The organism is Streptomyces sp. NPDC050738 (assembly GCF_040654175.1).
Lineage (GTDB): Bacteria > Actinomycetota > Actinomycetes > Streptomycetales > Streptomycetaceae > Streptomyces.
The window spans coordinates 24,282-50,567 of record NZ_JBFAHN010000006.1; the positions used below are offsets into that span (position 1 = coordinate 24,282).

The window sequence follows — 26,286 nt, forward strand, 5'->3', positions numbered from 1 at the left end:
CGGCTCAGCTGCCCTTCGGATCGAGAGCATCCCGCAGCCCGTCGCCGAAAAGATTGAAAGCGAGAACGGTGATGAAGATCGCGACACCGGGGACAACCATGTACGTCGGGTCCGCCTGATAGGTGTTGATCGCGTCGGAGAGCATCTTTCCCCAGGAGGCGGTCGGCGGCTTCACGCCGGCACCGAGGAAGCTGAGAGCTGCCTCGCTGAGGATGTTGGTCGGGATGATCAGCGTCGAGTAGACGAGGATCGGCGCGACCAGGTTGGGCAGCAGCTCCTTGAAAAGGATGTAGGTGCGCCCGGCACCGAGGCTGCGGGCCGCCTCCACATACTCGCGCTCACGGAGCGACATCGTCTGCCCTCGGACGATACGGCCGATGTACGGCCAGCCGAAGAAGCCGATCACCACGATCAGGACGCCCATCCGGACACCTGAACCAGTCAGTCCCCAGACGGAGTTGGGCACCACGGAGACCAGGGCGATAGTGAAGAGCAGCTGGGGGAAGGCGAGCAGGATGTCCATCAGGCGGCTGATGACCGCGTCGACCCAGCCGCCGAAGAATCCGGCCACCGAACCGAGGATGGAGCCGAGCACCACGGAGACCACCGCGGCGAGGAAGGCCACCAGGAGCGAGATGCGGGAGCCGTAGACGATACGGCTGAACACATCGCGGCCGTTGGTGGGCTCGACGCCGAGCAGGAAGTCGGAGTTCATCCCGCCGAAGGAGCCCTTCGGCGTTCCGAGGTCCGGGTCGAGCAGGTTCTCGTGGAACTCGTCGGGCGGGTGCCCCAGGAGACTCACGATGAACGGCGCGAACACCGCGACCATGATCAGCAGAATCACGACCACGCCGCCGACGAGCGCGACCTTGTCGCGCTTCAGCCGTGTCCAGGCGATCCGCCCGGGAGAACGGCCTTCGATGTCTTTGGCAGGCATGTCGGCCGTGACATCGACCGTCGCGGTCTCGCCCGCGCTGTCGTGCAGTGGTGCCGTCATCGTTATGGGGACCCCTCTCGGCTCGGCCGACTGTGGTCGGCCCGCGCCCGCCGCTGTAGCAGCTTGTTCACATCACAGGTGCAAGAAGTACGAGTTGGTGCGAATGGTGCTGAAGAAACTGAAGCCGCAGGTCGCACAGGGGACCGAAAGCTTCTTGTTCCGGGGAGTCTTCAATGCGTCGCGGATCACCCGCCAGACCTGGCGGGGAATGGATGCGCAACCGTGATGTGGCCTGGGGTCTTCCGTTATCCGGACGCCGTGATCGGCCCAGCGGACCAAGTCCGCACTCTTCGCCCAGTTCGGACATGTGCCCCAACAGGGCGCATCAGCAGTCGAATTGAAAGGCGGTACGAACCTCAGCCGTGGACCGGCGGGTAGCCGTAACCGGGGGCCGCGACGGGGGCCGCGTGCGCCTCTCTGTCGTAGAACGGGCGGGAGTTGGCGCGCAGCCACATGCCGACCGGGTCGTACTCGTCGGACAGTGCGACGGTCGAAACGGGCAGGCCGTCGGGGACGGCCGCGACGGACTGCTGCATCATCGCGCGCACGGTGTCGACGGACTGCTGACTCGTGTCATACAGATCGAGGCCGATGGCGAGGTACGCGGCACCGATCGCGGGCTGCACCCAGGCACGGCGCAGTGCGCGGACCGCGGGGGTGCGGTGGGCGTTCTGGGCGAGAAGGGCGTAGAACTGCGGAATGTCCAGGGCGGGTTCGGAGATCCGCAGCGGCCCGGCCGGCATCCGGTCGAGACCGGTGGCGATCCGGCGCAGGTCGGTCCACGGGACGCCGACGCCGCCGCCGGGGGCGTGCGGGTTCAGCCAGATGCCCCAGCGGTCGGGGTAGAGGGCGCGGGCGATGTCACGGCCGCCGACCGCTTCGTACGCACGGTTCCAGCCACTGGCGGAGAGCTCCTGGGCGGAGGTCACACAGGGCGCGTAACCGAGCCCGTCGACTTCCATGTTTCCGTACTGCGCATCGGGCGCCCCCGCCTGGCCGTGCCAGAGCAGCATCCAGATCCGGCTCTCCGCGAGCGCGTGCAGCAGGGCCTCGTACGCGTCATAGCGCCCCGGGGTCACCTGGCGCAGCATGTGCTCGACCTGTCCGGCCGCCGCCGTGCCCGACGCACTCACTTGGGTCCCGCCCCTCGTCTTCTTCACTCCACCCGTTTCAGGCCACCCACACGCCCGTCGGTCATCCAACCAGCTTAGGCGGCGTCCCTGACATAAAACGGCCTGACCTTCTCCAGCATCCAGTCGGCCACCGGATCCTGTGCCACGTCCAGCAGAACCAGATTGACCGGCCAGGCCGGTTCGCACAGACCGAGCGCCCGGCCCAGCGCGTCCATGGGCGCGCCCCGGCCCGCGCCGTCCCAGGACGCGAACTCGACGCCGATGAAGAGGACGGGGTCGCCGCCCTCGATGGAGGCGAGGGCCCTGCGCGCCGTGCGCACCACCCCGGTCTGCTCGAACTCCCCTGCCGCCGCGGCGAGGAAGTCGACCGGCTCCTGCTGCCAGTCCGGCTCGAAGAGACGGACCCGGCCGCCGGAGGAAGGGCCGTCCAGCGGGGTACGGCCCGCCCGGCACAGCTCCGCCACGGCGAGCGGCGGCAGCGGCAGACCGACCGCGCCGCCCGGGTTCACGGCGATACCCAGCTGCGGCGGCAGTCCGCGGGCGAACTCGACGGCGGGCGCCACGGTGAAGGAGAGATGGGTGCCGACACACTGCAGGAACTGCGACTCCGAGCTGTAGACGGGGACGTACGGCGCCCCCTCGATCTCCATGGTCGGCAGGTCCAGCGAGCGGCTCTCGTTGCTGCCGCCGTTGGGCAGCGGGATCCAGATCTGGCTGCGCCCCAGCACCTCGATGAGCCGTCCGCCCGCCGCCGGATTGCCGACCGAGGCGCCCAGCACCTCTTCGAGCTCGTTGCCCGGCCATCCCATGTCCACCGACGGATCCCTCTCCTTCTGCGAGTGCCGCACCTGCTGTACGTGCCGCGCGCCCGACATTAGCTCCGCCGCCACCCGTCTGGCCGAGCCCCCACCCATATGGACACGGAGCGCATCCGTCTGGTTGCGCTGCGTGGCGACCGCTCCGAGGGTGGCAGATACAGGCCCCGCCGCGCAGCTCCTCCGGAAGGACCACCTCATGTCCCCGCACACACCCGTCGCGCTCACCCTCGCCGCATCTCTGTGCGGCGCGCTGGCCCTCGGTGGTGTGTCGGCCCCCGTGGCCTCGGCTGCGCCGACAACCGCGGCGGCCCCGGCGGCCGTCCGCTCCGCCCACCCGTCCGACATCGGGCCGCTGCTCGATGCCATCGACGAGCTGATGGAGAAGTCCGCCTCCGGAACGATCGACGAGGCGGCTCTGGCGAAGGTCGAGGCCAAGCTCGACGTCGTACTGGGTCCGGACACCGACGGCGGGGACGTGAAGAAGGAGACCGGCCCGACGAGCGCCGCGGAGACCGCGCTGCGCAACGAGGTCGATGCACTGATCAAGGCCGCCGCGAGCGGGGACTGGTTCCGGGTGTGGACGGCTCTGCAGGAGGTCCCGAAGCTGGCGACGGGTCTGCTCAACGCGGCCGAGTGGCAGAAGTTCCTGGACTCCCTGCCGAAGCTCCTCGGCCTGCCCGAGCTGCCGAAGCTCCCTGACGTCTCGGGCCTGCTCCCCAAGCTCCCCGAGCTGCCGAAGCTCCCGGCCATCCCCGGCCTCCCCGCCATCCCCGGCCTCCCTGCGATCCCCGGCCTCGCCGCCGTGCCCGCCGCCCCTGCCATCCCCGGCATTCCTGCCATCCCCGGCTTCCCGAAGCTCTGGTGACACCGCGGTCACGATGACCCGGCCGGCCTCGGGAGCGCTCAGCTCCCGGGGCCGCCGAAGCTGATCTCCGCCAGTTCCCCCGCGGCCGCCCGGTCGAGCAGCACCGCCGATCCGCAGCCGGCCGGCAGCCTGCCCGCCTCGGCCTCCGCGAGCAGCCGGTCCACCGCCTTGCGGTGCCTCCCGAAGGCGTACGGGGAGACCTCGCGCCCCCGCTCCGCCTGCCCCGCCAGCGCGACCTCCGGCGGGACGACGAGCAGCAGCAGATGCAGCGCGCGCCCGCGCCGCCTGGCCGTTCGCGCCAGCCAGTGCCGCACCCAGCGCTGCGTGCCGCAGTCGTGGACGACGACGCTGCGGCCCGAGCGCAGCGCGCGCCACAGTCCGCCGTAGTGGGCGGCGCGCACCAGCGGGCGGTAGCCCCCGTACGACAGGAAGCCCGGCATCCGGCGCTCCCAGCGTTCCCGCACGTCCTGCGAGTCGATCCGGCGGGCGGCCCGCACGGTGCGCCTGATCAGCGTCGACTTCCCGCTGCCCGGTAGTCCTGAGACGACCACCAGATCACCGTCGGCGAACTCCAGACCGCGCGGGCGCGGCGGCGTCCGCCCGGCGGGGGCTCCCCGCGGGGCGGGCACGGCCCCTGCCTCCACCACGTACAAGCCCTGTCCGTGCACCGTCATGGCCACTCCCCCTGTCAGGTTCCCGCGTCCCCTTCCCCTGCCCTCCAGAAGGGTAAAGAAACAGTAATGCGGGGCAAGTGATATGACGCCCCTCACCGCCGTGCGATGATGTCCGCGCCAACTCCATACAGGCCGTTCGAATCCGCGCGGGAGAGTCCCCGGTCCACCGACCGGGGCGCCGAAGGAGCAAGTCCCTCCCTTGTAATCTCTCAGGCCCCGTACCGCGCGCGACGAGGCAGATCTGAAAAGCGAGCCACCCCTGTGCGGTGGCTCCACCCAAGGTGCAAGTCGGGTGCCCGTATATCCGGGCTCGCGGCGAACCTCTCAGGTTCCGATGACAGATGGGGAGGAATCGTCCTCGCCAGTCATGCCCTGGGAGCCTTAACGATGAGCACCACCCCCCGCCTCACCGCCCTCGACGCCCTGCACCGCTCGCTCGGTGCGACCATGACCGACTTCGCGGGCTGGGACATGCCCCTGCGGTACGCCAGCGAGCGCGACGAGCACAACGCCGTACGTACGCGCGCCGGTCTCTTCGACCTCTCCCACATGGGCGAGATCACGGTGACCGGACCGCAGGCCGTGGACCTTCTGAACTACGCGCTCGTCGGCAACATCGGGACGGTCGGCCTCGGCCGCGCCCGCTACACCATGATCTGCCAGGAGGACGGCGGGATCCTCGACGACCTGATCGTCTACCGCCTCGGCGACACCGAGTTCATGGTCGTCGCCAACGCCGGCAACGCGCAGATCGTCCTCGACGCGATCACCGAGCGTGCCGCCGGCTTCGACGCCGTCGTGACCGACGACCGTGACGCCTACGCCCTGATCGCCGTCCAGGGCCCCGAGTCCCCCGGCATCCTGAAGTCCGTCACCGATGCCGACCTCGACGGCCTGAAGTACTACGCGGGCCTGCCCGGCACCGTCGCCGGTGTCCCCGCGCTCATCGCGCGCACCGGTTACACCGGCGAGGACGGCTTCGAGCTCTTCGTGGCCCCCGAGCACGCCGAGCAGCTCTGGCAGGCGCTGACCGAGGCGGGCAAGGACGTCGGCCTGGTCCCGGCCGGGCTCTCCTGCCGCGACACGCTGCGCCTGGAGGCGGGCATGCCGCTGTACGGGCACGAGCTGACCACCGCGCTCACCCCCTTCGACGCGGGTCTCGGCCGGGTCGTCAAGTTCGAGAAGGAGTGCGACTTCGTCGGTCGTACGTCCCTGGAGGCCGCCGCCGAGCGCGCCGCCGTCAACCCGCCGCGCAAGCTGGTCGGCCTGATCGCGGAAGGCCGCCGCGTCCCGCGCGCCGGTTTCCCCGTGGTCGCCGAAGGCCAGGTCATCGGCGAGGTCACCTCCGGCGCCCCTTCGCCCACGCTGGGCAAGCCGATCGCGATCGCGTACGTGGACGCGGCACACGCCGAGCCGGGCACGGCGGGCGTGGGCGTGGACATCCGCGGTACGCATGAGCCGTACGAGGTCGTCGCCCTGCCGTTCTACAAGCGCCAGAAGTGACCCAGACCATTCCAGTCCGTAAGACCACCGTTCATCAGCACTCCCCCGCATCCAGGAGAATCAGGTCATGAGCAACCCCCAGCAGCTGCGGTACAGCAAGGAGCACGAGTGGCTCGCGGTCGCCGAGGACGGCATCGCGACGGTCGGCATCACGGAGTTCGCGGCCAACGCGCTCGGTGACGTCGTCTACGCCCAGCTCCCTGAGGTCGGCGACACGGTGACCGCGGGCGAGACCTGCGGCGAGCTGGAGTCGACCAAGTCGGTCAGCGACCTGTACGCCCCGGTGACCGGCGAGGTCACGGAGGCCAACCAGGACGTCGTGGACGACCCCTCGCTGGTGAACACCGCCCCGTTCGAGGGCGGCTGGCTGTTCAAGGTACGTGTGACGGGCGAGCCGGACGACCTGCTCTCCGCCGACGAGTACGACGCACTCTCCGCCGGCAACTAGGCCTTAGGGACTGACTTCTTCATGTCGCTTATGAACTCCTCCCTCCACGAGCTCGACCCGGACATCGCCGCCGCCGTCGATGCCGAGCTGCACCGTCAGCAGTCCACGCTCGAGATGATCGCCTCGGAGAACTTCGCTCCGGTCGCCGTCATGGAGGCCCAGGGCACGGTCCTCACCAACAAGTACGCCGAGGGCTACCCGGGCCGCCGCTACTACGGCGGCTGCGAGCACGTCGACGTGGCCGAGCAGATCGCCATCGACCGGGTGAAGGACCTGTTCGGCGCCGAGTACGCCAACGTCCAGCCGCACTCGGGCGCCTCCGCCAACCAGGCCGCCCTCTTCGCGATCGCCCAGCCCGGCGACACGATCCTCGGCCTGGACCTGGCGCACGGCGGTCACCTCACGCACGGGATGCGCCTGAACTTCTCCGGCAAGCAGTTCAACGTGGTCGCGTACCACGTCGACGAGGCCGGCCTGGTCGACATGGCCGAGGTCGAGCGCCTCGCCAAGGAGAGCAACCCGAAGGTCATCATCGCGGGCTGGTCCGCCTACCCGCGCCAGCTGGACTTCGCCGCGTTCCGCCGTATCGCGGACGAGGTCGGCGCGCTGCTGTGGGTCGACATGGCCCACTTCGCGGGTCTGGTGGCGGCCGGTCTGCACCCGAACCCGGTCCCGTACGCCGATGTCGTCACCTCCACCACGCACAAGACCCTCGGCGGTCCGCGCGGCGGCATCATCCTGGCGCGCAACAAGGACTTCGCGAAGAAGCTGAACTCCTCGGTCTTCCCCGGTTTCCAGGGCGGCCCGCTGGAGCACGTGATCGCGGCCAAGGCGGTCTCCTTCAAGGTCGCGGCGACCGAGGAGTTCAAGGAGCGCCAGCAGCGCACCCTGGACGGCGCCCGCATCCTGGCCGAGCGCCTGGTGGCCTCGGACGTGACCGAGCACGGCGTCTCGGTCCTCTCGGGCGGTACGGACGTGCATCTGGTCCTCGTCGACCTGCGCAACTCGGAGCTGGACGGCCAGCAGGCCGAGGACCGTCTCCACGAGGTCGGCATCACGGTCAACCGCAACGCCGTCCCGAACGACCCGCGCCCCCCGATGACCACCTCGGGTCTGCGCATCGGTACGCCGGCGCTCGCGACCCGCGGCTTCGGCGTCGAGGACTTCACGGAGGTCGCGGACATCATCGCCGAGACCCTGAAGCCGTCCTTCGACAAGGACGCCCTGGCCGGACGGGTCAAGGCGCTGGCCGACAAGCACCCGCTTTACCCCGGCCTGAAGTAGTTCCGTAGGCTTTGGCCTACCGTTCTTGTACGAACCGACGGGGCACCCCGCACACTGGATGTGTGAGCGAGGTGCCCCGCGGCACGCGCCCCCTGCACCACCCCGGCAGACAAAGGCGTCTACCAACCACCTAGGAGTCACCACCGTGGCCATCTCGGTCTTCGACCTGTTCTCGATCGGCATCGGCCCGTCCAGCTCCCACACGGTCGGCCCCATGCGCGCGGCACGAATGTTCGCCCGCCGCCTCAAGAACGAGGGCCTGCTGGCCCACACCACCGCGATACGCGCCGAGCTGTACGGCTCGCTGGGCGCCACCGGCCACGGCCACGGCACCCCCAAGGCGGTGCTGCTCGGTCTGGAGGGCGAATCGCCCCGTACGGTCGACGTGGAGCACGCCGACGAGCGCGTCGAGCAGATCAAGCGGGACGGCCGCATCAATCTCCTCGGCATGCACGAGATCGGCTTCGACTTCGACGAGGACCTGATCCTGCACCGCCGCAAGGCGCTGCCGTACCACGCCAACGGCATGACGGTCTTCGCGTACGACGTCGACGGCGGCCTGGTCCTGGAGAAGACGTACTACTCGGTGGGCGGCGGATTCGTCGTCGACGAGGACGCCGTCGGCGAGAAGAAGATCGTCCTCGACGACACGGTCCTGAAGTACCCCTTCCGCAGCGGCGACGAGCTGCTGCGCCTGACGAAGGAGACCGGCCTCTCCATCGCCTCGCTGATGCTGGAGAACGAGAAGGCCTGGCGCACCGAGGACGAGATCCGCGCCGGTCTCCTGGACATCTGGCGCGCCATGCAGTCCTGCGTCTCGCGCGGCATGTCCCGCGAGGGCATCCTCCCCGGCGGTCTCAAGGTCCGCCGCCGCGCGGCCCACTCGGCACGTCAACTGCGCGCCGAGGGCGACCCGTTGGCCCATGCGATGGAGTGGATCACGCTCTACGCGATGGCGGTCAACGAGGAGAACGCGGCGGGCGGCAGGGTCGTCACCGCGCCCACCAACGGCGCGGCCGGCATCATCCCGGCGGTCCTGCACTACTACATGAACTTCGTGCCCGGCGCCGACGAGGAGGGCATCGTCCGCTTCATGCTCTCCGCAGGGGCCATTGGCATGCTCTTCAAGGAGAACGCCTCGATCTCCGGCGCCGAGGTCGGCTGCCAGGGCGAGGTCGGCTCCGCCTGCTCGATGGCGGCCGGCGCCCTCGCCGAGGTGCTCGGCGGCTCCCCCGAGCAGGTCGAGAACGCGGCCGAGATCGGCATGGAGCACAACCTGGGCCTGACCTGCGACCCGGTCGGCGGCCTGGTCCAGATCCCGTGCATCGAGCGCAACGGCATGGCGGCGGTCAAGGCCGTCACGGCGGCGAAGATGGCGATGCGCGGCGACGGCAGCCACAAGGTCTCCCTCGACAAGGTCATCAAGACCATGAAGGAGACCGGCGCCGACATGAGCGTGAAGTACAAGGAGACGGCCCGGGGCGGGCTCGCGGTGAACATCATCGAGTGCTAGCGGATCAGGCCCTGGTGCCTGCCGTGCCTGCTGCGCCCGCGTGATCGGCCCCGCTCGCCCCGGTGGCCGGTCCGCTCCCGCCTGCGCCCCTGCCGGACCCCGGCGACAGGCGTACAGCGCGGTAACGCTCGTGTAATGGCGCCTTTCTAGCGTCTGGACTCCCCCGTACCGTCCCTGGAGGAGCAACCCAGATGCACCAGCCCCGACCGCCCCGGCGCAGACGCGCCGCATGGGCGGCGGCCGCGTTCACCGCGACCGCTCTGGTGACCGGCGCCATGCCGGCCGTCGCCGCCGGCACGCCGTCCGCAGCCGCCACCGCCAAGATCGACGCGTCCCTGGACAGCGCCGTCGCCAAGGGGGACGACGCGACGTTCTTCGTCGTCCTCAAGGATCAGGCGGACCTGTCAGGCGCCAAGAAGCAGAAGACGCACGCCAAGAAGGCGACGGCTGCCTACAAGGAGCTGCGCGCCCACGCCGACGACAGCCAGGCCTCGCTGAAGTCCTTCCTCGACAAGAAGAAGGTCGGTCACAAGGACTACTGGATCGCCAACACGGTCCAGGTCACCGGTGACAAGGCCCTCGTCGACGAGCTCGCGAAGCGTTCCGACGTGGCGTCGATCGTCGAGCGGAGGTCGTTCACGCTCGACAGCTCGGAGACCTCCGACGCCAAGGTCACCACGTCCCGGACCGCGTCGGCAGGGACCGCGTCGTCCGCCGACGGCGACGAGACGCCCGAGTGGGGCATCTCCGACATCAAGGCCGACCAGGTCTGGGACCAGTACGCGGACCGCGGCGAAGGCATCGTCGTCGCCAACGTCGACACCGGTGTGCAGTACAACCACCCGGACCTGGTGAAGCAGTACCGCGGCAACAACGGCGACGGCACCTTCTCCAACGACTACAACTTCTACGACCCGACCGGCCAGTGCGGCACCAGCGGCACCCCGTGCGACAACAACGGCCACGGCACCCACACCATGGGCACGATGGTCGGCAAGAACGGCATCGGTGTCGCACCCAACGCGAAGTGGATCGCCGCCAAGGGCTGCTCGACCGGCGAGTGCTTCGAGGACGACCTGCTGGCCGCAGGTCAGTGGATCCTCGCGCCGACCGACCACAACGGTCAGAACCCGCGCCCGGACCTCGCCCCGAACATCGTCAACAACTCCTGGGGCAACACGGGCGGCACCGAGCCCTTCTACGAGGACATCCTGACCGCCTGGAACTCCGCGGGCATCTTCGAGGCGTTCGCGGCGGGCAACTCCGGTAACGGAGCGACCTGCGGGACGACCGACCCGCCCGGCGCGCAGAGCGACTCGTACGGTGTCGGCGCCTACGACGCGAACGGCAAGATCGCGTCGTTCTCCGGTTTCGGCCCCTCGCGCATCGACGGTTCGACGGAGCCGAACATCACGGCCCCGGGCGTCAACGTCCAGTCCACCTGGCCCGGTTCCTCGTACAACACCGAGAACGGTACGTCGATGGCGACCCCGCACGTCGCGGGCGCCGTGGCGCTGCTCTGGTCCGCGGCCCCCTCGCTGATCGGCGACATCGACGCGACCCGTGCGCTCCTCGACGCGGGCGCCCTTGACGTCGACGACACCCACTGCGGCGGCACCGCCGGCGTGAACAACGTGTGGGGCGAGGGGAAGTTGGACATCCTCGCCTCCGTCGACAAGGCCCCGCACACCGCGGCCACCGTCGACGGCAAGGTCACCGACAAGGCGACCGGCGCGGCCCAGGCGAACATCACCGTGCAGGCCACCGACGCCGCAGGCGCGGTCCGCACCGTCACCACCGGCGCGGACGGCGCGTACCGACTGCCGCTGGCCCCGGGCACGTACTCCTTCGCCTTCAGCGGTTACGGGTACGCGAACGGCTCGACCACCGGTGTCACGCTCACCGCGCAGCAGGCCTACACCCAGGACATCGCGCTGGCCCCGGTCCCCTCGCACAAGGTCTCAGGCACCGTCCTCGACGTCACCGGCAAGGCGCTCCCGGGCGCCAGGGTCGAGCTGAACGGCACGCCGCTGCCCGCCGCCACCACCGACGCCAAGGGCCAGTACACCTTCGCCAAGGTCGCCGAAGGCTCCTACAGCCTGGCGGTGAAGCCGGCCGCCCCGGTCCTGTGCAACGGCGTGTACACCGGTGCCGCCGCCCTCGGATCCGCCGACCTGACCAAGAACGTCCAGATCCCCAACCGCACGGACAGCGCGGGCAGCATCAGCTGCGCCCCGGTGACGTACTCCTGGATCAAGGGCTCCACGAAGGTCTCCCTGACCGGTGACGAGAACGCGAAGACGATCTCGCTGCCGTTCCCGGTGAAGATGTACGGCGTCTCGTACACCAGCACCTCGATCACCACCAACGGTCTGCTGAACTTCCTCCAGCCGCGCCTCGGCGACTACGCCAACGTCGCCCTGCCCGGCGCCATGCAGCCCAACGGCGTCGTCGCCCCGTTCTGGGACGACCTGATCCTCGACGGCAAGTCGAGCGTGCAGACGGCCACCACCGGCTCCACGGGCTCGCGTTCCTTCGCGATCGTCTGGAACAAGGCGCAGCTCGCCGACGGTTCGGGCGATCGCGTGACCTTCGAGGCGGTCCTCTCCGAGGCCACCGGCGCGGTCACCTTCCAGTACCAGTCGGTGCCGGGCAAGGGTTCGGGCGCGACCGTCGGCATCGAGAACCAGGCGGGCACCGACGCCCTCCAGTACTCCTTCAACCAGAACGTCCTCACGGATCTGTCCGCGATCCGCTTCACCCCGAAGGCCGCGTGATGACGAAAACTTCCAGACGGGGCATACGCCTCGCATCCGCCCTGGTGGCGGCGGGCCTCGCGCTCAGCGTCGCACCGGCGATCGCCGTGGCCGACGACGCCGACGGCATCACCACGCTGACGGAGACTCAGGCAGCCACCCTGTCCGAGCACTTGCGGCCCGATGTGTACGGCGACCAGGCCCAGAAGTCCGACCCGCAGAACGCGGCGCCCGACACGGCCTCCGGCGACGGCTCCGGCACCTCGGACGCGACGGGCTCCGGTGCCGCCACCGACGGGCTGCCGACCCCGACGGTCACCGCCAAGGGCTTCTCCGAGGGCTCGACCGGCATGGCGGCGACCACACCGGTCGCCGGCACGGACGGCGGCTACTTCTCCCTGAACGCCCTGGGCCGCATCGCCCGGCGCACCGCCGACGGCAAGGAGGTGTGGGCGCGCGGCAACAACTCCTACTACAAGGAGTGGAACCTCCCGCCGCTGTCCGCGCGCTACGCCAAGGAGCCGTATCCGGCCCGCATCATGATGGGCTCCGACGTGGCCACCACGTTCGGGCCGTCGTCGGAAAACGGCTACACCACGGGGGACCTGACCGGCGACGGCGTCCCGGATGTCGCGTTCACCGCCGACGTGGGCACCTACCCGTACCGGCCGTTCGTGTCCGGCGACAGCACCCTGCACACCGGCACGTTCGTCACGATCCTCGACGGCGCCACCGGCAAGACGCTGTGGACGAAGCTGTACGCGGCCGCCTTCAACATCAAGCTCGTCGGCCAGACGCTGGTGATCGCGGACACGCCGTACTACAACACCTCGGCGTCCGCCACCTCGACCTCGACGCTGACCGGCATCCGCTTCGACCACGCCGACGGCAAGCTGACGCCGGCCACGACGTGGACGTACGACACCGGGATGTTCAAGGGCGCCGCCTGGTCGAGCCTGGAGCCGCTCGGCAACGGTCTGCTCGCGGCCTCCTGGAACGAGCGCAAGACGTCGGCCACCTCCAAGGCGACCGGCCACACGATGGTCTTCGACACCGCGGACGGCAGCGTCAAGTGGAGCGCGTCCACGACCGGTCTGTACTCGCGCCAGCTGCACCTGGACTCCACCCGCAAGCGTCTGGTCACGCTGGAGACCGCGGACTACACGGACGGCATCCGGTACGAGGTCGCCTCCTACGACCTCGCCACCGGTGCACGCACCTCGCTGGACAACCGGGTCAACGCGTTCGCGACCGCCCTGGTCGTCGGCGACCTCCGCGGTGACAGCAAGGCCGAGTACACGGTCAACGAGATCACCATCGACGGGTATCTGCGCGTCAACTCCGACACCATCCGCTCCCTGGACGGTGACACCGCCGAGGCGGCCTGGCAGCGCACCGTCAAGCGGGCCGCGGACAACAGCCTCGACGGGCCCGTCGCCTGGAACCTGTCGGTGGCCGACGGCAAGGTCGTCGCCTCGTACAAGGACGACAAGGACTCCAACTCCGCCGCCAATCCGAGCTCCACGCGCTACGCGCGCCTGGCCGTGCTGTCGGGCAGGGACGGGACGGTGAACTGGGAGAAGCAGGGCGTGGTCGCCTCCCAGGCCTGGGCCCAGCCGTTCAAGGACCGCAGCACGTGGCGGGTGCGCACGGTCGACGTCGACCAGAACATCCGGGTCTACAACCTGGGCAGCGGAACCCAGCATTCGCTGGTCCCCATGCAGGGTGAGCTGTCGTCCGCCGTCCTCATGGACGTCAACGGCGACGGCAAGAAGGACATCATCGCGGGCGGTCAGTCCGACGGCCTGTTCGCCTTCGACGGTCCCTCGATGACCGCCGGCACGGCGAAGCCGCTGTGGACCGCCGCCCTCCCCGGCCAGATCCACAAGATCGTCAAGGCCGATGTCGACGGTGACGGCAAGGACGAGCTGGTCGTCGCCGCGGACACCGCCACCGTCGTCGTAGAGCCGGCCACCGGCAAGGTGACCACGGTGATCGACGGCAAGGGCCAGTTCGTATGGACGGTCACCGCCGGTGACCTCGACGGCGACGGCAGGGCCGAGATCGTCGTCCCGACGGAACAGGTCCAGGCGTACAAGGGCAGCGGCAAGAAGCTGTGGTCGTACAGCGCCCCCGCGGACAACACCGTCTTCGGTGAGGTCAGCATCGGCGACCACCAGGTCTACGCCCAGTACGGCAGCCACAACGCGTTCCCGGTCGGCGAGGAGAAGCCGAGCGGAGTCGCCGCGCTGAGCGGCGCCACCGGCAAGGCCGCGTGGACCGACTCGGACCCGCAACTGCCCGGTGCGAAGCAGATCTTCGGCAGCTCGATGCGCGCCGCGACCTTCGCCTCCCCGGCCATTCCCTACGCCGACGGTCACGCGGTCGCCATGTCCTGGCTGATCCAGACGTCCGACGGCCATCTCGGCGCGATGAGCGAGATCCGGGACGGCCGCACCGGCGAGTCTCTGCACACGGCCGCCTTCGGAGGCCCATGGACCATCGGCAACTGGTTCACCGGCCCCGAGGGCCTGTACCAGACGGCCCTCGGCTCGGTGCAGCTCTTCTCGGCCAACGGGGTGGACCACCGGGCGAATGCCACCGGGGACATCGCGAGCGCGGGCTTCTTCAACGGACCGAACAGCACGCGGTACCTGATCGGCTCCGGTGCGACGGGCTTCGACCTGATGGACCCGGCGGGGGTCGCTCAGGGCTTCATCCAGCGCATCGCCTACGGCAACATCCACGGTGGCCGTGAGTACGTCGCCGGAGACCTGAACGGCGACGGCACGGACGAGGTCGTCTCGCTCAACTTCGACCAGACCGGGACCAACCGGATGGCCGAACTGCAGGGCGGCGGCTACCTCACCCCGTACACCGCCATCCGTCAGCTGACGGTGTTCACCGTCTCCTGACCACCCGTCACGGCGTCGCCCCTGACGCCATGAACGCTGTGGATCCCCGGGGTAGGGCCCCGGGGATCCACAGCCTGTTCAACTACACTGACGGCCCCATGGACCAGCAGCTCACCTCCGCAGGCGCCGTCCTGGACACCCCGCTGCTGCGTCTGCAACTCCTGGGCGGATTCCGGGCCTCCAGAGACAGCGGCCCCCCTCTCCCCGAACGCTGGCCACGGCTGACCGGCCAGACGCTCGTGAAGCTGCTCGCCGTCACCCCGGGGCACCGGCTGCACCGGGACCGGGCCATGGACCTGTGCTGGCCGGACGCCGGCCCGCAGGCCGCGCTCAACAGCCTGCGCGTCGCCCTGCACGCGGCACGCAGGTCCCTGGAGCCCGAACTCGCTCCGCACGCCACCTCGTCGTATCTCGTTTCCGACGGGGCGCTGCTGCTCCTCGACCCGGCCACCGTCCGGGTCGACGCGGACCATGCCGAGGAGGCAGCGCTGTCCGCGCTGGCATCCCACGACATGGCCGAACTGGAGAAGGCATTGGATCGATTCGAGGGCGAACTCCTGCCCGAGGACCGGTACGCGAGCTGGGCCGAGGCCCGCCGCACCCGGATCACGTCCCTTGAGGTCGAGGTGCAACTCGCTCTCGCCGCCCAGTACTTGGCCGCGGGCGAGCTGACGAAGGCCGCCGCTGCCGCCGAGCAGGCCCTCGCGGCCGGCCCCGCCGAGGAGGCGGCGCACCGTCTCCTCATCGACATCTGCCTGCGGCAGGGGCTGCGCCACCAGGCGCTGCGCCAGTACCACCTGTGCAGGGACGCCCTCGAAGCCGAGCTCGGAGTGCTTCCGGGGCCCGAGACCGAGCGGCTGCACCGGGCCGCGCTCACCGCCGCCCCCGCACCCGCCGCCTCCACCGGTCCCGCCCTGCCCGCCCCGCTGCGGGGGATCACCGCGGCGCCGCTGCGCGGCCGGGACGACATGCTGCGGCTGCTCCTCGCCGAGGAAGGACCGCCCGTACGGCTGCTCACCGGTGAGCCGGGTGTGGGCAAGACCCGGCTGATGGGCGAGGTGGCGCGGCGGGCCGCCGACGGGGGCGCCGTGGTGCTGTGGGGGGCCGGGCACGACACGGAGGGGCACACTCCGTACGGGGCCTTCGCCGAGGCGCTCGACGGATGGCTCGCCGAGCAGCAGGTGGCCGAGCGCGCCAGGATCGGCGCCGAACACTCCGAACTGGCGGCGTTCCTGCCTTCGTTGGGGCAGGTGAGCGGATTCGGTGAACGCAGCCCCGAGGAGGAGCGCGACCGGCTGTTCCGGGCGACGGCCGCTCTGATCGGCGAACTGGCCGCACAGCAGCCGGTGCTGGTGGTCCTGGACGATCTGCATGCCGCCGACTCCGGTTCGTACCAGCTGCTGACGCATCTGGCACGCCGTGCGGACGGGCCCGCGCACCGGGTGCGGTTCCTGGTGACGTACCGCGAGGAGGAGCTCGCCGCGGCCGATGCGCGACGAGCCGAACTGACCGTGCTCGTACGCCAGGAGCTGGCCGTCTCCCACCCGCTGCGGCGGCTCGGGCGCGAGGACTGCCTCGCCGTGGCACGTGACGCGGTGGGCGCCGGGGCCGCCGGGGACGTCGGGCGGCTCGCCGAGCGGCTCGACCGCGTCTGGGAACTGTCGCTGGGCAACCCCTTGTTCGCCGCCGAGCTGGCCCGCTCCCCCATCGGCGCGGCCGAGGACGGCGTCGCGCCCGACGGCGTACGGCAGTTGGTGGCCGAGCGGCTCGCACGGCTCGACCAGGACACCCGGCGCATCGTGGAGGCGCTCTCCGTCGCGGGCTCCGAGACCGCGTCGTCCGAACTGCTCGACGTCGCCGCCGCGGGACTGCACCCGGCGGTGACCGGTGTCGCGGCGGCCGCCGCCCTGGAGCGGGCCATGGAGGCGGCGCTCATCGAAGAGCGGCCCGTCGTGGTGTCGGGGCGGCACGAACCCGGCCTCGCCTTCCGCCACCCGCTGGTGCGTCTCACCTGCTACGAAGGGTTGTCCGCGGTCCGCCGCAGACAGCTGCACGGCGCATTCGCCCAGGCGGTGCAGCAGCACAGGCCGGAGGCCGTCGACGCGCTCGCCGCACACTTCTCCCGGGCCGACGACCCGCGCGCGGCCGAGCATCTGCGGCGCGCCGCCGAGCGGGCCGCGGCTCTCTTCGCCAACGACACGGCGGACCGCTACTACCGCGACCTGGTCGCCCGGCTCGACGTGGACACCGCCCGCGCCCGCCTCGCCCACGCCCAAGTCCTGCGCCGCATGGGCCACTTCGAGCAGGCCGCCGAGGCATTGCGGGCCGCGCTCGATGAGTTCGTACGGCGCGCCGACCACGACAGCTCGGTCCTCACCGCGGGCCATCTGGCCGACACGCTGATCATGGCGAAGCTCGCCGACGAGGCGCGGCGGATCCTGCGCGACCACCCGGCGACCGCGGACACCGCGCCCGAAACCGTGGCCGTCCACCACCTGGCGCTGTCGAAGCTCTGCACCCTTGAGGGGCGGCACGACGACGGATACACGGCCGCCCACCGGGTCCTCCCCGCCGCACAGGCGGTGCCGGGCGCGACGGGGAAGGGCCTGCTCGCCCGCGCGCACGCCATGCGCTCCATCAATCTGGTCATGGCCGGCCGGTTCGAGCAGGGCCGCGCGGCAGCCGAACTGGCGCTGGAGCCCGCCGAGGCGTGCGGCGACCCGAAGCTGCTCGGCACCGTGCTGTCCACACTGCGGGAGAACGCCCGGCGCGCCGGGAAGCTCGCCGAGGCCGTCCGCTTCGGCGAGCGCGCCGCCGATCTCGCCGAACGCTCCGGGGATCCGGCTGCGCTCGCCTTCGAGCAGGCGAACCTGGCCGAGCTGCATCTGCTCCTGGAGGAGTCGCAACCGGCGGCCGTGCTGGCCGACGCGGCAGTCAAAGGCGTGGAAGAGGAGGGCAGTTGGTGCCTCTCGTACGCGCTGGCCGCCCAGGCCCGCGTACGGCTGCGGACCGGCGCCCTGGCGGAAGCGGCGACCGTGCTGAACCGCGCCGAGCGGGTGGCCGGCGCACTCAAGGACCGCCAGGCGGCGCACGAGGTACGCAGCGCCCGCGTCGAGCTCGCCCTGCTCACCGGCCGCCCCGACAAGGCGCTCGCCGTACTCGAAGGGCACGGCGACGACGATCCGACCCTGCTGGCCTGGGCCAGGCTCCTCTCCGGTCGGCCCGAGTCGGCGCTGATTCTCGCCCGCGCCGAGACGGACCGCGCCACGCGCTCCGGGGAACGCCTCGCCGAGACCGAGGCGCGAATGGCCCTCGGCGCCTGTCTGACCCGCCTGTCCCGCACGGCGGAGGGCGAGGCGGAACTGGCACACGCCGCGCACCTCGCCGCCACGCTGCCCTACCCCGCCTGGACCGGGCGCCTGGCACGCGCCAGAAAGGCGCTGCGCGACGGAGGACCGGCGGAGGTCAGCCGCCCGGGGTGAGCCCCGCGCCCGCGCAGCGCAGCACGGTGGCGGTGAGCTCGGCGGCGGTGATCTCGCCGTTCTGCTGGGGCAGTTGGCCCGATGCGATGCCCTCGCGGACCACTTCGGCGAAGAGCGTCCGGTAGCGGCGGCGGAAGTCGAGGCGCTCGGCGCCGTCCGTCAGCACGGCCGTACCGGCGATGCGGAACGCCTCGCTCGCAGGGGTGAGCAACTTCTTCCCCCTCATCGTCCGTGGCGCCGAGACCGCGAGCCCCTTCCGCGACCAGGACATCTTCACGCCGCGCGCCCTGGACGTGTCCGACGACGCCGACACCTTGTGCATCGGCCAGCTCAACGCCGCGGGCTCCTGGGGCTCGCTGCGCAGCGACGAGATATTCCGCAAGGACGCCGACCTCTCGGCCCTCGACAGGACGCTCGCCGCCAACGAACCCGGCACGCCGGCCCCACGGGTGCCGGTGCTGCTGGCGCAGGGCGGGCAGGACAAGGTAATCCAGCCCGCGTGGACCGACACACTGGACGAGCAGTTGACGGCGAACGGCGTCGACGTCACGTACCTCACCTACCCGGACGCCGACCACCGCGGTGTCCTCACCGCGTCGCTGCCGGACGTCACCCGCTGGATCGACGGCCTCTTCGGCCGGGGCGCGCGCCCCTGAGAGGACGGGGGCGCCCTCGTCCTCTCAGGGGCGTCCCCAGCTCCGCCGCTTCTCCAGCGGGCGGGCGTAACCGCCCGCCCGGCTGGTCCCGAGACCCAGTGCCACCAGCGATTCGGCGAGCCGCACTCCCGCGGCCACCCCGTCCACCACCGGCATGCCCAGCTTCTCCGCCACCACCCGTTCCAGGCCGGTCATCCCGGCGCAGCCGAGTACGAGCACCTCGGCCCCCGCGTCCCGTGCCCGGCCCGCCGCGGCCACGAACGCGGCCTGGGTCCGTGCCGCGTCGGTCAGTTCCAGGACGCCGAGGCCCGTCCCGACCACCGCGACACAGTGCGCGCCGACCCCTGCGGTGTGCAGGCTGTCCTCGATCTGGCCGCACGAGCGCTCCAGCGTCGTCACCACCCCGTACCGCCGCCCGAGCAGGCACGCCAGATGCGCCGCCGCCTCCGTGATGTCGACGACGGGGACGTCCACCAACTCCCTTGCCCCCTCCCGTCCGTGCTCGCCGAAGCCCGCCATGACCACGGCGTCGTACGCGGAACCCTCGTAGGTGCGCAGCGCGTCCAGCACGGCCGCCGCCGACAGATAGCTGTCGAGCCAGCCCTCCGCCGACTCCGGACCCCACGAGGGGGTGAGCCCCTCGATCACGGTCCCGGGGCCGGCGGCCGCCCGTGCGCCCCGCACGATCTCCTGGGTCATCGAGCCGGACGTATTGCAGTTGGTGACGAGAACGCGCATCAGACTTCTGCCAACTCCGTTGCCCCGGCGGAGCGTTCGGAGCGGCAGATCAGTGCGTAGAGCACGGCCGAGGTCAGTGTCCCGATGAACCACGAGTACGGGGCCACGTCGCCGAAGTACGGGACGAGCGCGCAGACCGCGGCGATCCCGGCCGTCGGCAGGAAGGCCCACAGCGCCTTCGGGTTCACGCCCTTCCTGTAGTAGTACGGCGAGCCCGGCTCCGCGCTGAAGAGCTTCTCGACGTCCACCGTGCCGCGCTTGACCCAGTAGTAGTCGACCATGATCACGCCGAACAGCGGGCCCAGGAAGGCGCCGAGGCCGCCCAGGAAGTAGTTGACGACGTCCGGGTTGGAGAAGAGGTTCCAGGGGGTGACCAGGAGTGCCGCCACCGTGCTGATCATTCCGCCAACCTTGAAGGTGATCTTCTGGGGCCAGACGTTCGCCAGGTCGTAGGCGGGCGAGACGAAGTTCGCGACGATGTTCACGCCCATCGTGGCGACGGCGAAGGCGAGCGCGCCGAGGACGAGCACCCAGGTGTTGCCGACCTTCGCGACGAGCAGCGCCGGGTCGGTGATGGCCTCGCCGAACACTTCGAGCGAGCCCGCGGTGACGACGACCGAGAGGATGACGAAGGCCGTCGAATTGATGGGCAGGCCCCAGAAGTTGCCGCGCTTCACGGTCCGGTAGCCGGGCGCGAAGCGGGAGAAGTCGCAGAAGTTGAGCATCAGGGTGCCGTACGTGGCGAGGATCAGCCCGATCGCCCCGAACCACTGCCGGAACTGCTCCCCCGTGGAGACCGGGTGCGGTGTCGAGGTCAGGGAGATCGTCCAGCCCGCCTTGGCCAGGACCCAGACCGCGAGGGCGAGCATCACCAGCCAGATCGCGGGCCCGCAGAAGTCCTGGAACTTACGGACCGACTCCATGCCCTGCGAGATGATCAGCGCCTGGATCAGCCACAGCGTCACGAACGACACCCAGCCCAGCGCGTCCAGGCCCAGGAAGCTGTGCTCGGTCCAGGACGTGAGGCGGGGTATCGCGGCGAGCAGCATCACGTTCACCGCCACGGACGCCAGATAGGTCTGGATTCCGTACCACATGATGGCGATGACGGCCCTGATGAGAGCGGGGATGTTGGCTCCCCACACGCCGAAGCTGATGCGGCTGACCACCGGGAAGGGCACTCCGTGGCGCTGGCCGATGCGCCCCATCATGTTCATCCCGGCGTAGATGATGACGAAGCCGGCGAGCAGGGCGGTGAAGATCTGCCAGGCGTTCATGCCGAGCACGAACAGGCCTGCCGCGAAGGTGTAGTTGCCGAGGTTGTGGACGTCGGACATCCACAGGGCGAAGAGGTCGAAGACCTTCCAGTTGCGCTCCCCGGCCGGGGCCAGGTCCTCGTTGGTGAGGCGCGGATCGGGGACGAAGTCGGGGGCGAGGGCAACGGGTGCCGGATCGGCCACGGACATGAGGAGCCTCCCTGGGGATGGGGCGTCAATCTCGCTCGCTTGGTATACCAAGTTGGTATACCAAAGTGTCGCCATGTTCCCGCCCCCGGCAACCCCGGCCAATGGCTGCGCAGTTACGATCAGGTAAATCACGCGCCGGATAACGGAGTATGGAAGACATGTCCACTTCTCAGCCGCCGGAGCAGACCTCCCTCGGCGCCGTACGCGAACGCGTCCTCGCCGAGCTGCGCGAGCAGATCATCGGCGGCGGCCTCGCCCCGGGCGACCGGCTCGTGGAGCGTGAGGTCGCCGAGCGGTTCGGGGTCTCGCGGGTTCCGGTGCGCGAGGCGATCCGGGCTCTGCTCACGGAGGGTTTCGTCACCTTCGAGACGCCGCGCAGGGCCGTCGTACGCACCCTGACGCGCACCGACGTCGCCGAACTCTTCGAGCTGCGCGAGGCGTTGGAGGTCTACGCGGCAGGACTGGCCGCCGAGCGGGCCACCCCGGGCGATCTCAAGGACCTCACCGAGCTGCTGGACCTGGCCACAACGGCGACCGGGCGCGCCGCCGACGACCCCGACGCGATCACGGACATCAACACCCGCTTCCACGACCGCATCCGCGCCATGGCGGGGAACTCGCTGCTGATCTCGGTCATGCAGCCGGTCGACGGCCGGCTGCGCTGGCTCACCCGCCAGAACGAGGAATGGACGCAACTCCTGTGCGGACACCGGGAGTTGTACGAGGCCATCGCCTCAGGGGACCCGGAGCGGGCACGGGCCGGCGCCCTGGAACACGTACGGACGAACTACCGCTCCACACGGCGGGCGCTGTTCGGAGCGGACGAGTTCGGAGCGGACCAGGACGAAGAGCGGGCCGGGTAGGAAGTGCCCACCCGGCCCGCGGTCTCCTGCAGCGTGCCGGTTACAGGGCGCCGGTGGTCTGCTCGCCGCTCGCGCTGCCGGCCAGCCACTGCGACCACGACAGGTTGAAGGACGCGTAGCCGTTGTCGGCCGAGGCCTTGGCGCGCGGCGATCCGGTGACGGTGACCGGGTCGCCCTGCTTTACCTGGCCGTAGAACCACTCCGCGTCGGAGAGCGAGAGGTGGACGCAGCCGTGCGAGCCGCGGGCGCTGCCGCTGCCCGGGTTCGTGTCACCCGTGGAGTAGTGGACGTAGGTGCCCGACTGGGTCAGGTGGACGTCCCAGGGCAGGGTCAGGTCGTAGAAGTTGGGAGCGCCCTTGGTGCAACTGATGCCGACGCTGCAGGAGGTCATGTGGACCGTCCGCTGCTTGTCGATCACTGCCATGGTGCCGTTCCAGGTGGGGTATTCGGCGCTGCCCGCGTTGATCGAGAGCGTGCGCGGGGCGCCGCCGTTGCGGGTGATCTTCAGGGTGTGGCCCTTGACCGAGACGGCGGCGCGGACGTCGTCGCCGATGGTGAAGGAGTGGGTGTAGCCGTGGGTGCCGTAGCGGCCGCTGCCGTTGGACACGTACTTCAGGTCGGCGTCGATCCGTACCTTGGTGCCGGACTTCCAGTAGTGCTCAGGACGCCAGTCGACCCGCTGGTTGCCCATCCAGTGCCAGGCACCGTTGGTGGGGACCGAGGCCGAGACCTTGAGGTGCTTCTCGACGTTCGCGTGGGCCTTGGCGGCCACCGGATTCGAGAAGACGACCGAGATCGGCATCGCGACACCGACCGTCGCCTTGTCCATCGGCGCTATCGACTCCAGCAGCATCGGCGGCCCCGTGGGGTGCGTCGGCGACGGCTTCGCGCTGACGGTCGCCTTGGCCGACGAGCCGCCCTTCGCGGCTCCGTTCTTGGAGTCGTCCGAAGCCGACGCATTGCCGCCGCATGCGCTCGTCCCCGCCAGCACCGCACTCACCAGCAGTGCGATGCCTATGCCGCCCTTGCCCCGCCCCATGTCCTGCTCCACTCGCGTCACAACTCCAGAGATTCAACGTTCATAGAGACAAGCAGGTGACCTGCACGGTTGCGGATCCGTATGTAAAGCGCGTGCCAAGTCTGCGGCGCAGCTGCCCTGCGCGGCCCGTCGCCGCCTCCACGGGAACACCGCCAACCGAGCCCTCCTGGCGTCAAGTTGTGAAGGAATCAAAGATCTGAGAGCGCTCTCAGTCACAGGTATTGACCTCACCTCCGGGTCTCGCAACAGTGTGGAACGCACCTCCCCCACCCCCCACACCACAGGAGACGTGCGTGATATCCCGCAGACTGTTCCTGACCGGCACCACAGCGGCGGCGGCCGCCGCCGCGACCACGCTGACCTACTCCGCCCAGGGCGCCTCGGCTTCGGCCGCAACCTGTGAACTCGCCCTGGAGAACAAGTCGCTGCCCGGCAATGTCAGGGCCTACGTCACCGGCCATGAGCAGGGCACCGACCGCTGGGTGCTCCTGCGCGCCGACGGCAGCGTCTACCACCCCGACTCCCCCGGCGCCCCGCAGACCCCGCTCCCCGTCGACTGCGCGATCCCCCTCAAGGCGGCCGGCGCGGGCCCGGTCGTCCTGACGCTGCCGCAGATGTACGGCGCCCGCGTCTACTTCGTACGCGACGACACCCTCACCTTCTACCTCAACCCGGGCCCCTCCCTCGTCGAGCCCGCCTTCGCGACGTCCACCGACGCGAACTACGGCCGCACCTGGTCGTTCTGCGAGTTCACCTTCAACCCCGACCAGCTGTACGCGAACATCTCCTACGTCGACCTGGTGACCGCGCTCCCCATCGGCCTCACCCTCACCGGCACCCATACCCACACCGTCGCCCCGCTCCCCGACGGAGCCGTGGAACGTATCGCGGCGGACCTGACCGCGCAGGCCGCCAAGGACGGGCAGCCCTGGGACCAGCTGGTCATCCGGTCCGGCGACGGGAAGGTCCTGCGCGTCATCTCCCCGCAGAACCTGATGGCGCCGTTCTTCGACCGCCCCGACCAGATGCCGTTCCGCGACCTGTGGACCTCGTACATCGACCAGGTCTGGGAGAAGTACCGCTCCACCGACCTCTCCATCGACCTGCAGGGCGGCCGGGGCGTCGTCACCGGCCGGGTCAGCGGCGACACCCTCACCTTCAACGGCGGGCACACCTTCACCAAGCCCGTCTCGAAGGACATCTTCACCTGCAACCACGGGCCGTTCACCAACAATCCGGGCGACTCGGACGACAAGAAGGCGATCCTCGCCCGCCTCGCCGCCGGCTTCAACCGTTCGATCATGCTGACCCACCCCACCCAGCCGAACGGCACCGCCACCGGCGACTACTACCAGGGCGACGTCACCAACCACTGGTCCCGGGTGGTGCACGCCAACTCCCCCATCGGCTACGCCTTCCCCTACGACGACGTACGCCCCGACGGCCAGCCCGACGTCTCGGGCGCCGCCAACGACGGCAACCCGCTCCGCTTCACGGTCACCGTCGGAGCGTGACACCACAGGGGCCGGCAGGCACCGAGCCCGCCGGCCCCGCCCGCGTCACATCTCCTTCTCGCCCCGCTCCTCCCCGCGCTCCTCGGTCTCGGGCTCGGCGGTCTTCTCCGACGGGCCGCCGGGCAGCGGCGGGGTGAAGCGCGCGGCCTCGGCGCGCAGCATGGCGTTCAGTGCCGCAAAGGGGTCGATGGGCATGGCAGAACCGTCCTTGGTGCTGGAGTGCTGGTGTGCTGGTGTCCGATGAATCTGCTGCTGGCGGGGGCCAGGGCCCTCAGCAGCGCAGCACCACACAGCAGACGGCCCGCAGAGCGGTGCCGCAGGAGGCAGGGACCGGAGGGCGCAGGACCTCGTGCGCGTACGGGACCGGGATCCGGTCCGGGGCCTCGACGACCGGCCGCAGCGGACAGAACGGACCGCGCCGGCCCGGTGCGTGCAAGGGGGCGGCCGCCTCGGCATGGGGTTCGCTCTCGCAGCCGGCGGCGTAGGAGGAGGCCGCAGCGGTACGTGCCTCGCTGCCGGGCTCCGCCGCCGCATCGTGCGCGAGCAGCCCGAGGAACGCCACCATCAGCGCCACCAGGACGGGCCGGACCGCGATCACCATGGATCTGTCGTATCCCGGACGGGGTTCGGGCACACCCCATGGACCTACAAGTTCACTCGCGCGAGGGCTCCAGGACCAGCTCGCGGTCCACGATCGCCTGGGCCACGGTCCGCAGCTTCAGCCGCCGCGACCGCACATGCCCGCGCAGTACGGAAAACGCCTCATCGGGAGCGACCCCGAGCTGCTCGGCGAGCATCCCCTTGGCCTGTTCGATGACGACCCTGCTGCTCAGCGCCTCGGTCAGCTGTCCGGTGGTCTCCCGGTGCTGCTGCAGCTCGCGGCACTGCGTCAGCAGCAGTACGGCGAGATCCCCGAGGTGCTGCGCCGAGTCGACCTCCACCGGCGACAACTCGCGCTCCGCGCACAGCAGTTGCAGTACGGCCACGGGGCCCGAGTCCCCCGCGCCGTGCAGCGGCAGCAGGGTGGCGGTGGTGTTGCCCTCGGCCAGCGCCTGCCCGGCGAACTCGGGCCAGCGCTCCTCCTGCTCCCGCAGATCCACATTGACCAGGGCGCTGTCCCGGTCGAGGCATTCCGCCCCGGGCCCGTCGGCGCCACCGCCGGTGCCCTCGGCGAGCAGCACGCTCGCCGAGGGCACCGCCAGCAGGTCGGCGCAGTAGTCACTCAGCTGGCGCATGAGGTACGGCGCCTGCTCCTCGTCCGCGGCGAGGGCGGCGAGGCCGACCGCGCTCCTCATCCAGTGCTGTGCCTGTCCGTGTAACGGCTCCATGGCGCGCCAGATTACCCAGAGTTGAGCGTTACTTGTTGAGAGCGGCCCAGAACTCTTCGAAAGAGAGCTTGCCGTCGCCGTTGGAGTCCTTGGCCTTGATGATGGCCTGGGCAACGGTCTCGGTGACGTTGAAGTCACCGAGCTGCGCCATGACGCTCTTGTACTCGGCAGCCGTTATCCGGCCGTCGCCGTCCACGTCGAGCCGCCCGAACGCCTTGCGTGCCTCTTCGATGTCCGCCACTGGGTCCACCCCTTCTTGGTGCTGTGCTTTGACGGTGGCCAGATTATCGGCCC

22 protein-coding genes, 1 pseudogene and 1 riboswitch are annotated in these 26,286 nt (G+C 70.2%); of the genes and pseudogenes, 11 read left to right on the forward strand and 12 right to left on the reverse strand.

What is annotated here, in order from left to right:
• Positions 1-4 precede the first annotated feature (4 nt).
• The 3 genes from AB0H78_RS17005 to AB0H78_RS17015 form a co-directional block, all read right to left on the reverse strand.
• Entirely contained in the window at positions 5-997 is a 993-nt protein-coding gene (locus AB0H78_RS17005; protein ID WP_363235191.1) for an ABC transporter permease, read from the reverse strand.
• Between the two features lie 356 nt (positions 998-1,353).
• Positions 1,354-2,130, reverse strand: a complete 777-nt coding sequence (locus AB0H78_RS17010; protein ID WP_363235192.1) for an enhanced serine sensitivity protein SseB C-terminal domain-containing protein — start codon at positions 2,128-2,130, stop codon at positions 1,354-1,356.
• Between the two features lie 74 nt (positions 2,131-2,204).
• The gene (locus AB0H78_RS17015) at positions 2,205-2,939 is read right to left on the reverse strand and encodes an enhanced serine sensitivity protein SseB (protein WP_363235632.1); all 735 of its coding nucleotides are present in this window, start codon (positions 2,937-2,939) and stop codon (positions 2,205-2,207) included.
• A 205-nt stretch (positions 2,940-3,144) separates the two neighbouring features.
• Between AB0H78_RS17015 and AB0H78_RS17020 the strand changes: the two genes are divergently transcribed.
• Entirely contained in the window at positions 3,145-3,813 is a 669-nt protein-coding gene (locus AB0H78_RS17020) for a hypothetical protein (protein WP_363235193.1), read from the forward strand.
• Positions 3,814-3,851: 38 nt separating this feature from the next.
• On the opposite strand, the gene AB0H78_RS17025 is transcribed toward AB0H78_RS17020, so the two are convergent.
• Complete coding sequence (locus AB0H78_RS17025) at positions 3,852-4,487, reverse strand: AAA family ATPase (protein WP_363235194.1); 636 nt, start codon at positions 4,485-4,487, stop codon at positions 3,852-3,854.
• Between the two features lie 137 nt (positions 4,488-4,624).
• Positions 4,625-4,721: riboswitch (glycine riboswitch) on the forward strand.
• Between the two features lie 153 nt (positions 4,722-4,874).
• On the opposite strand from AB0H78_RS17025, the gene gcvT reads away from it, so the two are divergent.
• From gcvT to AB0H78_RS17060, 7 genes are all read left to right on the forward strand, one after another.
• Positions 4,875-5,990 carry a glycine cleavage system aminomethyltransferase GcvT gene (gene gcvT, locus AB0H78_RS17030; RefSeq protein ID WP_363235195.1) on the forward strand — a complete coding sequence of 372 codons (1,116 nt, stop codon included), beginning with the start codon at positions 4,875-4,877 and terminating at the stop codon, positions 5,988-5,990.
• A gap of 67 nt (positions 5,991-6,057) precedes the next feature.
• The gene (gene gcvH, locus AB0H78_RS17035) at positions 6,058-6,438 is read left to right on the forward strand and encodes a glycine cleavage system protein GcvH (protein ID WP_363235196.1); all 381 of its coding nucleotides are present in this window, start codon (positions 6,058-6,060) and stop codon (positions 6,436-6,438) included.
• Positions 6,439-6,459: 21 nt separating this feature from the next.
• A complete protein-coding gene (gene glyA / locus AB0H78_RS17040) occupies positions 6,460-7,722 on the forward strand; it encodes a serine hydroxymethyltransferase (RefSeq protein WP_363235197.1) in 1,263 nt (420 codons plus the stop codon).
• Positions 7,723-7,867: 145 nt separating this feature from the next.
• A complete protein-coding gene (locus AB0H78_RS17045; RefSeq protein ID WP_363235198.1) occupies positions 7,868-9,235 on the forward strand; it encodes an L-serine ammonia-lyase in 1,368 nt (455 codons plus the stop codon).
• 191 nt (positions 9,236-9,426) lie between these two features.
• Positions 9,427-12,012 carry a S8 family serine peptidase gene (locus AB0H78_RS17050; protein WP_363235199.1) on the forward strand — a complete coding sequence of 862 codons (2,586 nt, stop codon included), beginning with the start codon at positions 9,427-9,429 and terminating at the stop codon, positions 12,010-12,012.
• On the forward strand, positions 12,012-14,906 hold the full coding sequence (locus tag AB0H78_RS17055) for a VCBS repeat-containing protein (RefSeq protein ID WP_363235200.1): 2,895 nt from the start codon (positions 12,012-12,014) through the stop codon (positions 14,904-14,906). Before AB0H78_RS17050 ends, AB0H78_RS17055 begins: the two co-directional genes overlap by 1 nt.
• A 98-nt stretch (positions 14,907-15,004) precedes the next feature.
• A complete protein-coding gene (locus AB0H78_RS17060; protein WP_363235201.1) occupies positions 15,005-18,388 on the forward strand; it encodes an AAA family ATPase in 3,384 nt (1,127 codons plus the stop codon).
• Here the strand turns inward: AB0H78_RS17060 and AB0H78_RS17065 are convergent.
• Positions 18,372-18,542, reverse strand: a pseudogene (locus AB0H78_RS17065) (TetR/AcrR family transcriptional regulator); the annotation flags it as partial. The gene AB0H78_RS17060 and the pseudogene AB0H78_RS17065 sit on opposite strands and share 17 nt — an antisense overlap.
• Before the next feature lie 49 nt (positions 18,543-18,591).
• Here AB0H78_RS17065 and AB0H78_RS17070 point away from each other — a divergent pair.
• The gene (locus AB0H78_RS17070) at positions 18,592-19,044 is read left to right on the forward strand and encodes a hypothetical protein (RefSeq protein WP_363235202.1); all 453 of its coding nucleotides are present in this window, start codon (positions 18,592-18,594) and stop codon (positions 19,042-19,044) included.
• A gap of 24 nt (positions 19,045-19,068) precedes the next feature.
• Here AB0H78_RS17070 and AB0H78_RS17075 read toward each other — a convergent pair whose 3' ends face one another.
• Together AB0H78_RS17075 and AB0H78_RS17080 are read right to left on the reverse strand one after the other, a co-directional pair.
• Entirely contained in the window at positions 19,069-19,782 is a 714-nt protein-coding gene (locus AB0H78_RS17075; RefSeq protein ID WP_363235203.1) for an aspartate/glutamate racemase family protein, read from the reverse strand.
• Entirely contained in the window at positions 19,782-21,248 is a 1,467-nt protein-coding gene (locus AB0H78_RS17080) for an NCS1 family nucleobase:cation symporter-1 (RefSeq protein ID WP_363235204.1), read from the reverse strand. The genes AB0H78_RS17075 and AB0H78_RS17080 overlap by 1 nt, the downstream gene beginning before the upstream one ends.
• Positions 21,249-21,406: 158 nt before the next feature.
• Between AB0H78_RS17080 and AB0H78_RS17085 the strand changes: the two genes are divergently transcribed.
• Positions 21,407-22,111, forward strand: coding sequence for a GntR family transcriptional regulator (locus AB0H78_RS17085; RefSeq protein ID WP_363235205.1), 705 nt, complete (start codon positions 21,407-21,409; stop codon positions 22,109-22,111).
• A 40-nt stretch (positions 22,112-22,151) separates the two neighbouring features.
• Here the strand turns inward: AB0H78_RS17085 and AB0H78_RS17090 are convergent, their stop codons facing one another.
• Entirely contained in the window at positions 22,152-23,150 is a 999-nt protein-coding gene (locus AB0H78_RS17090; RefSeq protein ID WP_363235633.1) for a L,D-transpeptidase, read from the reverse strand.
• A gap of 293 nt (positions 23,151-23,443) precedes the next feature.
• Between AB0H78_RS17090 and AB0H78_RS17095 the strand changes: the two genes are divergently transcribed.
• Positions 23,444-24,664 (forward strand): glycoside hydrolase family 64 protein, encoded by a 1,221-nt coding sequence (locus AB0H78_RS17095; protein ID WP_363235206.1) that lies wholly within the window; start codon positions 23,444-23,446, stop codon positions 24,662-24,664.
• A 45-nt stretch (positions 24,665-24,709) separates the two neighbouring features.
• Here the strand turns inward: AB0H78_RS17095 and AB0H78_RS17100 are convergent, their stop codons facing one another.
• The 4 genes from AB0H78_RS17100 to AB0H78_RS17115 form a co-directional block, all read right to left on the reverse strand.
• Positions 24,710-24,859 carry a hypothetical protein gene (locus tag AB0H78_RS17100; RefSeq protein ID WP_363235207.1) on the reverse strand — a complete coding sequence of 50 codons (150 nt, stop codon included), beginning with the start codon at positions 24,857-24,859 and terminating at the stop codon, positions 24,710-24,712.
• 76 nt (positions 24,860-24,935) lie between these two features.
• Positions 24,936-25,265, reverse strand: coding sequence for a hypothetical protein (locus AB0H78_RS17105; RefSeq protein WP_363235208.1), 330 nt, complete (start codon positions 25,263-25,265; stop codon positions 24,936-24,938).
• Positions 25,266-25,317: 52 nt separating this feature from the next.
• Positions 25,318-25,992 carry an ANTAR domain-containing protein gene (locus tag AB0H78_RS17110; RefSeq protein WP_363235209.1) on the reverse strand — a complete coding sequence of 225 codons (675 nt, stop codon included), beginning with the start codon at positions 25,990-25,992 and terminating at the stop codon, positions 25,318-25,320.
• 28 nt (positions 25,993-26,020) lie between these two features.
• Entirely contained in the window at positions 26,021-26,233 is a 213-nt protein-coding gene (locus AB0H78_RS17115) for an EF-hand domain-containing protein (protein ID WP_363235210.1), read from the reverse strand.
• Positions 26,234-26,286: the final 53 nt, after the last annotated feature.